This window comes from Halioglobus sp. HI00S01, assembly GCF_001635445.1.
In the GTDB taxonomy this organism is placed as follows: Bacteria; Pseudomonadota; Gammaproteobacteria; order Pseudomonadales; family Halieaceae; genus Halioglobus; species Halioglobus japonicus.
Genome location: NZ_LWEE01000030.1, coordinates 93,218 through 103,542, shown reverse-complemented (window position 1 = coordinate 103,542; position 10,325 = coordinate 93,218). Strand labels below are relative to the sequence as shown.

Here is a 10,325-nt window from a genome sequence, read left to right as displayed (position 1 = left end):
ACGGAAATACAATATCAATGACCTGGGAAAATCATAAAAAGGCTCTGCTGGATAGCCTGGAACGCCGCATCGACGATCGTGCCGAAAGCGCTGACAAAGCCTCGCTAAAGCATCTGTCATCCGCATTGCTGCGTCGGCTCTCAGCAGAAGACCTGCACGGCACTGCAGTAGAGAACCTGTACGGTTGCACGTACCAATTGCTGGAGATATTCCGTCACTGGGATGGCGAGGTCCCCAAAGTGGAGTTCTTTAACCCGCAGCTGCATCGAGATGGCTGGGAGAGTACTAGTACTATTCTCGCTATTCTCTGCCCGGGCATCCCTTTTGTGACAGCATCAGTGCGCGGCGAGCTGAACCGCCGCAATCTTCCCATTCATATTGTGGCCAGCACCAATGTTGTTGTTGAGCGGGATGCCAATGGTGAGCTGCAGGAAATACTCGGCTATATGCCCGAGACCCCGGAGGGGGCAAGTAGCGAAGCGATTATCTACTTTGAGCTGGGACGCCGCTCTGATCCCTCAGACATGAGTGAACTGCGCCAGACCCTGTTGGATATTCTCGGGGAAGTCATGGAGGTGGTTACAGATTTTCCGGCTATGAACGATCAGCTTGAATCTGTCGTAGAGGACATTTCGTGCAGTGACTGCGTAGAGGCGCCATATCGCGACGAGGCCACGGCTTTCCTGGTCTGGTTGCGCGAACAGCATATGACTATGCTGGGATATGAATATCTTGAAGTGACCTACAAGGGCAGTACTCCTAACATCAGTGTGGCAGCCGACCGCAGCCTGGGTTTGTTGCGGCACCGCGGTACGCGCGGGGTCGCCGACCTGCAGGCCGACCTGGCGTCGATGAGCCTGGACGAACTGCAACACCGTCAACTGAGCTTTTCAAAATCGCGCAATCGTTCGCGGGTGCATCGCCTGACTTACCCTGATTATGTTGAAGCGCGGGTCTTCGACGAACAGGGGCGTGTCATTGGCCAGCACCGATTTATCGGCCTGTACACCTCATCGGTGTACACCACGCACCCCAAGTTCATTCCGATACTGCGACGCAAAGTCGCCGCCATTATGGATATGTCGCATGTGGATTGGGCAGAGCATGAGACTCGGGAGCTGTCCAGGGTCCTGGAGATGTATCCCCGGGACGAATTGTTCCAGTCAAACATTGCTGATCTCAATGTCGTGGTCAATGCGATTAACCGTATTCAGGAGCGACGTCAGACTCGCCTGTTTGTGCGTCGCGACGCACATGGCAAGTTTGTCAGTTGCATCGTATTTGTGCCCAGGGATCGATACACCACGGAATTGCGTGAGCAGATCGGGGAGATTCTCACGCGCGCTTACGACGCCGAGGAGTCAGAGTTTACAACCCAGTTCTCCGAGTCGATTCTGGTTCGCAGTCACTTCGTGCTGCGCGTCGACCCGGCCAACCCGATCGATTGCGATCCGGCTGAGTTAGAGGAAGAGCTCGTGCAAGCCACGCTCGCCTGGGAAGACCGTTTGCGCAACCGGCTCGTCGAGGAGTTTGGCGAAGAGCTGGGTAATGCGCACGCCAACGAACTGGGTGGTGGCTTTCCACCTGGATATCGCGACGACTGTGATCCGCGCATGGCGGTGGCTGATATACGCAAAATTCTGCCCCTGGCGGCGGGTAAGTCCCTGGAGCTGTCGCTGTATCGCCTGGCAGAAGATAGTGTCACCACGCTGCGGCTAAGGCTTTACCATCGCGGTCAGAGCCTGCCTCTGTCCGACGTACTGCCGATTCTGGAAAACCTGGGATTACGGGTGACCAGCGAACGTCCCTATGAAATTCGCAGCCGCGATGGTGAACGATTCTGGGTGCAGGAATTTACCGTTCACTACAGCCTGTCGCAGGACTTCGACCTGGATGACATCAAGGAGGAATTCGAGGACGCTTTTGCGCGTATCTGGTTTGGCGAGGCCGAGAGTGATTCGTTTAACCGTTTGCTCATCGGCACTCGATTGAGCTGGCGCGAAATCGCGATGTTGCGCGCCTACGCCCGCTACCTGCGTCAGCTGCAGTTTCCGTTCAGCGTCGAATACATCGCCGAGACCATGGCCAGTCATCTGCATATTACGGCGCGCATAGTCGAGATGTTCTTGACCCGATTCTCGCCGGTGTTCGATGGCGATGAAGACTGGCGAGCAGAACGTGAAATGAGTGTGGAGCAGCGCATCCTGGAGATGCTCGACGAGGTGCAGAACCTTGGCCAGGATCGCATCATCCGCCAGTACCTCAAGGTCATCAAGGCCACCCTGCGGACCAACTTTTTCCAGCAGGAGGCCGATGGCAGCCTCAAGCCCTACATGTCATTCAAGCTGAGCCCGGCAGCGATTCCCGACGTGCCGCAGCCCATACCGATGTTCGAAATATACGTGTATTCGCCCCGGGTTGAAGGCGTGCACTTGCGCGGTGGCCGGGTGGCTCGCGGCGGACTGCGCTGGTCTGATCGACAGGAAGATTTTCGCACCGAGGTGCTGGGGCTGGTGAAGGCACAGCAGGTCAAGAATGCCGTTATTGTGCCTGTGGGCGCCAAGGGCGGCTTTGTGGCGCGTCAACTCAATGGCGCTATGAGTCGTGAGGAGGTGCAGGAAGAGGGCATCGCCTGTTACCGCATGTTTATCCGCGGCCTGCTGGATCTCACTGACAATCGCGGTGATATCCATGTGATTCGCCCGCCACATGTGGTGGCCAAGGATGAGGACGATCCCTATCTGGTGGTTGCTGCAGACAAGGGTACGGCGACGTTTTCTGATATTGCCAACCAGATTTCAGCTGACTACGACTTCTGGCTGGGGGATGCCTTTGCCTCCGGCGGCAGCGTTGGCTACGACCACAAAAAAATGGGTATTACGGCACGCGGTGCCTGGGTTTCTGTGCAGCGCCACTTCCGGGAGATGGGTGTCGATGTGCAGAGCACAGATTTCACCGTTGTCGGTGTCGGAGACATGGCGGGGGATGTGTTCGGCAATGGGATGTTGCTGTCTGAGCATATCAAGCTGGTCGCGGCCTTTAACCACATGCATATCTTTATCGATCCGAACCCGGATCCGGCGAGCAGTTACGCTGAACGCAAACGCCTGTTTGGGCAGCCGCGTTCAGCCTGGTCTGACTATGACACAACGCTGATCTCTGAGGGCGGGGGCGTATTTTTGCGCTCGGCCAAGTCGATTGCGATTTCAGCGCAGATGCGTGAGCTGTTCGATATATCCGACAAACAGCTGACGCCCAACGAACTGATCGGCTATTTACTGCGGGCGCCGGTCGATCTGCTGTGGAACGGTGGTATTGGCACATACGTCAAAGCCAGCAGCGAAGCGCACGTCGATGTGGGTGACAAGGCTAATGACGGTGTTCGCGTTAACGGCGACGAACTGCGCTGCCGGGTTGTGGGCGAAGGCGGAAACCTGGGTATGACGCAGCTGGGTCGGGTGGAATATGGCCTGTCCGGCGGTCGCTCCAACACGGACTTCATCGACAACGCCGGCGGTGTCGATTGCTCTGACCACGAAGTGAATATCAAGATTCTACTCAATGCCGTTGTTGCCAGGGGAGATCTCACTGAAAAACAGCGCAATGCTTTACTGGAGAAAATGACCGACGATGTCGCCGATCTGGTGCTGCACAATAACTACCGTCAGGTGCAATCGATTTCGCTGGCGGAAATGCAGGCCGGCGAACGCTTTGAGGAATACCTGCGCTTCATGGAGACAATGGAGGAGATGGGCCGCCTGGACCGGGCGCTGGAGTTCCTCCCAAGCGCTGAAGATATGCTGGAGCGTCGCAGTCGTGGCCAGCCGCTGACGCGCCCCGAGCTGTCTGTACTCATCTCTTATAGCAAAGGCGTGCTCAAGGAAGAACTCATTGCCTCCGATCTGGGCCGCGATCCTTACCTCGCTAATGCCGTGGTGACCGCGTTTCCCGCGCAGTTGGTAGATGCCTATCCGGAAGATATCCGCACTCACCGGCTGCATCGCGAAATTATGTGCACCCAGGTAGCGAACGACATTGTCAATCGCATGGGGCTCAACTTCATTCTGCGTTTGCGCAAGGCAACGGGCGCTTCCATTGCCGACGTGGCACGGGCCTTTACCACCGTCATGGAGGTATTTAACCTGCGTGAATTGTGGGACCAGATCGAAGCCATGGATCACGAGGTGTCTGCCGAGGTGCAGCAGGACATGATGTTGCGTCTGATTCGCCTGGTGAAACGTGCCAGCCGCTGGTTGCTGCGCAATCGCCGCCACGACCTGGCCCCGACTCCGCTAATTGCCGAATTCCGTCCTGGCCTTGCCGAGCTGCGCGAGACTTTCCGCGACCTGTTGCGTGGTCGAGTACTGGAGCAGTACGAGGAGATTGCCGAGCATTATCTGGGTGAGGGCGTGGATGAAACGGTGGCGCACCGGGTAGCCGGCAATCACCTGGCCTACACCGCACTGGGGATTATCCAGGCGGCCAAGGAAAGTGGGGCGCCGCTGACCGATGTGGCTAGCCTCTACTACGCCATGGGTGATCAGCTGGAACTGGATTGGTTCGGCAACCAGATTCTCGGGGCCAAGGTGACCAATGAGTGGCAGGCGCTAGCGAGGGATACGTATCTTGAGGACCTTGAGTGGCAACAGCGTACTCTGGCAGTTGGCGCGCTGCACCACCTTCCCGAAGACCGCAACCTACTGACCTGTTTGTCAGACTGGGCCAAGCAGGAACAGGTGTTACTGTCGCGTTGGCAAGAGATGCTAGCAGAACTTCACGCCACGGAAGTTCCGGACTTCGCCATGTTTGCGGTGGCTAACCGGGAGCTGCTGGATCTTGCCCAGAGCAGTGTACGCGCTGCAATGCCGGACTGTGGGAACAGTCCGGCATCGGAGGAGTAGGGGGGTTTTGGAGCGCGGGGTTCGAGAGGTCAGAGCGTCCTGATTTTGTGAACCCCGGACACGCCGGTCAGGCCGTCCCATTGGTCAGAGCGGCCTTCGCGCCATCCGGAAATCCAGTTCTGGCGGTGTTCGTCGTCTGAGTGGGGGCAGAGCTCCTGGCTACGGCCAGATAGGCCGGCCTGATAGCCTTTGTCGAACGCCCGGGAATTCATGTCACGCTTCTGTCTTCTCATAGAGAAAGCCTCCGAATTTATTGGCGGAGCTACCGATTATGACGCTGGGAGCTGGCCCCTCGCGCACCTTGGTCGGCGCTCGTTTACTGGTCTGTTTGCTGGTATTTGACTTGGTATTACGAAGCAATTCAGCGGAGGTGCCCGCAGGCACAACTGCTATCAAACCAGAGCTGGTCGGGCTCGGCCACTAATGATTTGTTCTTTGGGTTTCTGGTTTTTATAACGGTTTGGATTGGTCGGATCGAATTTGCTGGTCTTTCAATTACTTAGCTGGGCTGGCGTTTCTCGTTGTTGGTTCTATGTCATCAATATGTTCAAGAGTGAGGGTGTTGGGGGCACTCGGGGGGTGGTTCAGATGCCGCAGGCTGCTCGGCGGGACCGCCAAAAGGCGTCGTTCTTGACAGGCTTGGGCTGCGGCATCCTGCCTTCGCACATCTCGCCGAGCAACCTGCGGCATTTGAACCTTGTACCGACGGGGAGGGAAGTTTCAGGTGAGCAGCCACCGAAAAGTCGACTTTCCTGGGCTTAACCACATGACGTAGACGTGGAGTGGGGGTAGGATGATTCGTCCAGGCAAATCGAAGGTGTGAATCGATGTTTGAGCGAAATAAGAATAAGCCCGGGGCTGCACCAGTGCCCGAGCGTCCCCAGAGCAGCGCGCCCAGCGCCGCTGCCCCGAGTGCCCCCCCGACCCCCTCCAGGAGTGAAGCCATGATCGGACAGAGTATTGTTATCAAAGGAACTGTGACTGGCGACGAGGACCTGGTTATTCAGGGCAAGGTTGAGGGCACCGTAGAGCTGGGCCAGCACGAGGTCTCGGTGGGCCAGAGCGGCCAGGTCAATGCGGATATTACCGCCAAGACTGTGCGTATCGATGGTGAGGTGGCCGGCGATATCAAGGGCCATGAGAAGGTCATCATCTCCAAGTCGGGTAATGTACGCGGCAATATTGTCGCCCCCAGGGTCACCCTGGAAGACGGCGCCAAGTTCAAGGGCAGTATAGATATGGACCCGGGCGACGAGAGCGCCAAGGTATCACTGGCCCCCAAAGCTGAGCCAAAGAGCGATGACATCGCGCCGGGGTTTGATCTAAAGAGTGGCTGATACCTGACTGGAAGTACCCATGTCTGCGCAGCAAAGCGCCAAACTGCTGCCGGCTCTGTTTGAAAATATCGATCCCGAGCATCGTTTCGAGGTGCTCAATGTCGGGCCCGCACTGCCGGAGACGGTCGCTTTTTTCTCGGACTACCGCTGCAAACTGCATTTTGTCGATCCCTTTTCGGCGCTGCCACTGGTGGCCGATCCGGAAGGGGATGTATCGCTTGCGCAACGCGTGGATCAGGCGATGGAAGGCCTGGCGGCAGATGCGCGTATTGATCTGTGCCTGTTCTGGGACTTGTTTAACTACCTGCAACCCGAAGCACTGCGGTTGATTGATGAGCGTCTGCGGCCCTTTCTGGCGCCGGGATGCCACGGGCACGGCTTCAGTGTTCACAATACGCGGGCGCCGCAGCAGGATGTGACCTTCAGCATTGAGCGCCCCGACGCTTTGCGGCTGCGGCCGCGGCCCGGGCGTCTGGCGGGTTACGCGCCGCTGGCGCAGAGTAAGCTCAAGGAAACGTTGCAGGGCTTCGATATTCGCCGCACGGTGTTGCTGGCGGACAGCCGCCTGGAAATTCTGCTGGCGGCGCGCTAGATCGCGTCGACTTCGGTGTTGTAGAGGGTAAAACCCCGAGCCTGGTAGTTGGCCAGCGCTGATGGGTGATCCTGAGAGCAGGTATGTACCCACACACGAGAGGGGGTATCCCATGCCCACGCCTGGCGGATGGCCTGGCTGAGCAGGTAGCCGCCGAACCCGCGACCGATAAAACTGGGCGCCAGACCGAAGTACATGATTTCCACGTCCTCACCCTGCTTTTCCAGTTCAAAATAACCCGCCGGCGAGCCGTCGCAGCTGGCGAGCCAGGTGCGCAACTCGGGGCGTTCAACATAGCAGCGCCACTGCTGCTCAGTCCAGCTGAGCTTGTCTTGCCACTCCCAGGCGGCGCCTACAAACTCGTATAGGAATCGGTTCAGGGGCCACTGATTCACCTGGCACTCAGCCAGGGTGAGGCCGCGGCTCTCATCCCGGGGCTGTAACTGGTGCGCGGAGGTCATCTCCAGGTACCAGGTGGTCAGTTCTGCCATCGCGGTGTTGCTCGGCTAGTCCTGCCAGACCACTTTCTGGCTGCTGGCATACCAGCTGTCCAGATAGGGCTCATAGGCCTCTTCGATCACATTGCGTTTGATCTTGAGGGTCGGGGTCAGGAAGTCGTTTTCCACCTGCCAGGGCTCACGCACCACGGCCAGGAACTGCAGTGCTTCGTAATTCTCGACCTGGGCGTTAACGTCGGCCATGAGTTTCTCGAAGTGGGCAGACGCTTTGGTGCGGAACGCGGGATCATCGTAATCGTCGCGCAGGCCCTCAGCCAGCTGCAGGGTGGCGTAGCAGGCGGGGCGACCCGGGCCGGATACACAGGACTGCTCCACCCAGCCATCGGCGCTGAGCAGGTTTTCCAGAGGTACCGGGGCGACGTACTTGCCCTTGCTAGTTTTGAAAAGCTCTTTGACCCGCCCGGTAATGCGCAACAGGCCACCGTCGTACACACCGCGGTCGCCTGTTTTGAAGTATCCGTCCTCGGTCATGACCTCTGCGGTCAGTTCGGGAGCCTTGTAGTAACCCATCATCAGGCCCGGTGACTTGACTTCGATTTCACCGACACCGGAAATACGGGCATCGACGCCCACCGCAGGGTGACCCACCGTGCCGGGGGCGCGCATGCCTTCCGTCGACATGTGTGAGTAGGCGAAATCCTCTGTCATGCCGTAGCCTTCCATGATCTTCAGGCCGAGCTTGTCATACCACCGGATCAGGTCGGGTGGGATGGGTGCTGAACCACTGGCCGCCATACGCACACTGCCCAGGCCGAGGCCGTCGAGCACTTTTTTGCGAATGATGTTTTTCACCACGGGAATTTTCAGCAGCAGATTCAGTTTTTCTTCCGGGAATTTCTGGAATACCCCGGACTGGAACTTGAGCCATAGCCGGGGCACGCTGATAAACAGGGTGGGGCGGGCGCGGCGCAGATCCGCCAGGAAGGTGTCGAGCTCCTCGGCAAAGAAAATATGTACACCCTGGTAGATCGAACCGGCCTCTACCAGCGCGCGCTCCATAACGTGGGCCAATGGCAGGTAGGAAATAATCCGGTCGCTCTCATTGATCTCCAGTACATCGCCCTGCAGCGATGCGGGCGCAGAGATGGACTGGAACGAATGGGCGACGCCCTTGGGCCGCCCGGTGCTGCCTGAGGTGTAACAGATCAACGCGCGCTGTTCAGCGGGCCATACCGGCACCTCGTCAATGGGGGCCTGTTTGGCAATAATGTCGTCCCACTTGGGGTAGTCATTGGCGGGCGCCAGGGGCAGGGCGATACGGGGCATGTCGGCAGGTACGCCGGGCTCCATCGCTTCCCAGCCATCCAGCTTGCCCACGAAAATCAGCTTGGCCTCGGAGTGATCGAGAATATAGTTCACGGTCTCGGCGTTGAGCGTAGGGTACAGCGCGACGGTGCAGTGTCCCGCCATCCAGATGGCCAGCTCGGCAATAATGAAGTGAGCGCAGTTCTTGGAGATCATGGCGATGTTGCTGTTCGCCGGCAGATCCAGACTGTTGATGTGGGCGGCCATGCGGCGCGCCTCGTCCATGGTTTGGGCCCAGGTGTAGTCCACTGCCTCACCGTTGATGGGCTGGGTCATGAATACGCGATCGGGGTGACGTTGCTCGCGGTTTACCGCCGCCTGCAAGACAAGGGCGTCTAATTGCTGGGTCATTTTTGGAATCCTTCTCAGTGGAGGGAGCTTAATACCTTAAACCACGCCGACAGGCAATGCTGACCGGCATATGCGCGGCCAATACCCGGTATTCAGGGTCCGGTGGCCTCGTCCAGCAGCTCAATCCAGTGCTTTACGGGAACCTCAGCGGCCTCGCCGAGATGGAGCTGGCAGCCCACGTTGGCGGTGGCGATCACGGCAGGGCTATCGCCGGTCAGGGCATCGATTTTCTGCGCTCGCAGGCGCTCGCTGGTGTCCGCCTGAAGTATAGAGTATGTGCCGGCGGAGCCACAGCACAGGTGGTCATCGCGGGTGCAGGCCAGCGTAAAGCCAGCTCTACGGAGGATCTCCCTTGTCGTGTCTGGCTGTTGCAGGGCGTGTTGCTGGCTACAGGGGATATGCAGGGCGATCTTGTCCTTGCCGCGCACGGCGCGGGTTTGCAGTGGGCTCAGGTCCTGCTGCAAGAGAAACGCCGCCAGGTCGGTATGCAGCGATGAGATTTTCGCTGCTCGCTCGGCATACTCAGGGTCACCGGCCAGTAGTTCCCCATACTCGGCCAGCAGGCTGCCGCAGCCAGTAGCGCTGGAAACGACCGCTTCCGCGCCTTGCTCAATGGCCGGCCACCAGGCGTCGATATTGCGGCGCATATGTTTGAGGCCATCGGCATGCGCACCCAGATGGTAGTCGACCGCGCCGCAACAACCCGCGCCGGGGACGGCTTGCAGGCTGATGCCGAGCCGATCCAATACCCGCGCGGCGGCCTGGTTGGTGGCGGGGGTGGCGGCTTTTTGTGCGCAGCCCTCCAGTATCAGCACCTGCCGGGCATGGATTTGGGAGGGCACAGGACCCGTCTTCTGGCGGGGTGGAATTTTGCGCCCCAATGCTCCGGGTATGGCCGGTTTGAACAGTTGGCCAATGCGGACCAGGCCAGTGAACAGTGTCGGGCGCGACAGGCACTTGCGCAGCAGGGTTCGCAGCAGGCGCTCAGGTGCCGGGCGCTGGGCCTGGGTTTCCATCATGCCGCGGCCAATATCGGCCAATGCACCATAGCGCATACCCGAGGGGCAGGTGGTTTCACAGCTGCGGCAGGTCAGACAGCGGTCCAGGTGCCGTTGAGTGATCGCCGTGGCCTGTCCCTCTTCCAGCAGTTGCTTGACCAGATAAATGCGACCACGCGGGCTGTCGCGTTCATCGCCGGTATCGAGATAAGTAGGGCAGGTGGGCAGGCAGAAGCCGCAGTGCACGCAGGCGCTGATCAGGTCTGCTGCCTGTTGCGCTTCGGCGTCGTCTTGAAAATCAGAATGAAGTTCAACGTGCATGC

Annotated in this window: 7 protein-coding genes; 3 read left to right on the top strand and 4 right to left on the bottom strand. The window is 58.8% G+C overall.

Going from position 1 to position 10,325, the window contains the following annotated elements:
- The first annotated feature begins 17 nt into the window (after nt 1-17).
- A complete protein-coding gene (locus A3709_RS07125; protein ID WP_066052240.1) occupies nt 18-4,901 on the top strand; it encodes an NAD-glutamate dehydrogenase in 4,884 nt (1,627 codons plus the stop codon).
- Nucleotides 4,902-4,930: 29 nt separating this feature from the next.
- Here the strand turns inward: A3709_RS07125 and rmf are convergent, their stop codons facing one another.
- The gene (rmf, locus tag A3709_RS07120) at nt 4,931-5,134 is read right to left on the bottom strand and encodes a ribosome modulation factor (protein WP_066052237.1); all 204 of its coding nucleotides are present in this window, start codon (nt 5,132-5,134) and stop codon (nt 4,931-4,933) included.
- Nucleotides 5,135-5,845: 711 nt separating this feature from the next.
- Here rmf and A3709_RS07115 point away from each other — a divergent pair.
- A complete protein-coding gene (locus A3709_RS07115; RefSeq protein ID WP_066052234.1) occupies nt 5,846-6,238 on the top strand; it encodes a polymer-forming cytoskeletal protein in 393 nt (130 codons plus the stop codon).
- Nucleotides 6,239-6,257: 19 nt separating this feature from the next.
- Nucleotides 6,258-6,830, top strand: a complete 573-nt coding sequence (locus A3709_RS07110; RefSeq protein WP_066052231.1) for a hypothetical protein — start codon at nt 6,258-6,260, stop codon at nt 6,828-6,830.
- Here the strand turns inward: A3709_RS07110 and A3709_RS07105 are convergent.
- The 3 genes from A3709_RS07105 to glcF all read right to left on the bottom strand — a co-directional run bounded on the left by A3709_RS07105 (nt 6,827) and on the right by glcF (nt 10,323).
- Entirely contained in the window at nt 6,827-7,321 is a 495-nt protein-coding gene (locus tag A3709_RS07105; RefSeq protein WP_066052227.1) for a GNAT family N-acetyltransferase, read from the bottom strand. The two genes, A3709_RS07110 and A3709_RS07105, sit on opposite strands and share 4 nt — an antisense overlap.
- A 15-nt stretch (nt 7,322-7,336) precedes the next feature.
- A complete protein-coding gene (locus A3709_RS07100; protein WP_066052224.1) occupies nt 7,337-9,004 on the bottom strand; it encodes an AMP-binding protein in 1,668 nt (555 codons plus the stop codon).
- Nucleotides 9,005-9,096: 92 nt separating this feature from the next.
- Entirely contained in the window at nt 9,097-10,323 is a 1,227-nt protein-coding gene (glcF, locus tag A3709_RS07095; RefSeq protein ID WP_066052222.1) for a glycolate oxidase subunit GlcF, read from the bottom strand.
- Nucleotides 10,324-10,325 lie beyond the last annotated feature (2 nt).

Coding starts and splice junctions, on each gene's coding strand:
- A3709_RS07125 (WP_066052240.1), top strand. CDS start 18: ATGACCTGGGAAAATCATAAAAAGGCTCTGCTGGATAGCCTGGAACGC.
- rmf (WP_066052237.1), bottom strand. CDS start 5,134: ATGAGAAGACAGAAGCGTGACATGAATTCCCGGGCGTTCGACAAAGGC.
- A3709_RS07115 (WP_066052234.1), top strand. CDS start 5,846: ATGATCGGACAGAGTATTGTTATCAAAGGAACTGTGACTGGCGACGAG.
- A3709_RS07110 (WP_066052231.1), top strand. CDS start 6,258: ATGTCTGCGCAGCAAAGCGCCAAACTGCTGCCGGCTCTGTTTGAAAAT.
- A3709_RS07105 (WP_066052227.1), bottom strand. CDS start 7,321: ATGGCAGAACTGACCACCTGGTACCTGGAGATGACCTCCGCGCACCAG.
- A3709_RS07100 (WP_066052224.1), bottom strand. CDS start 9,004: ATGACCCAGCAATTAGACGCCCTTGTCTTGCAGGCGGCGGTAAACCGC.
- glcF (WP_066052222.1), bottom strand. CDS start 10,323: ATGCACGTTGAACTTCATTCTGATTTTCAAGACGACGCCGAAGCGCAA.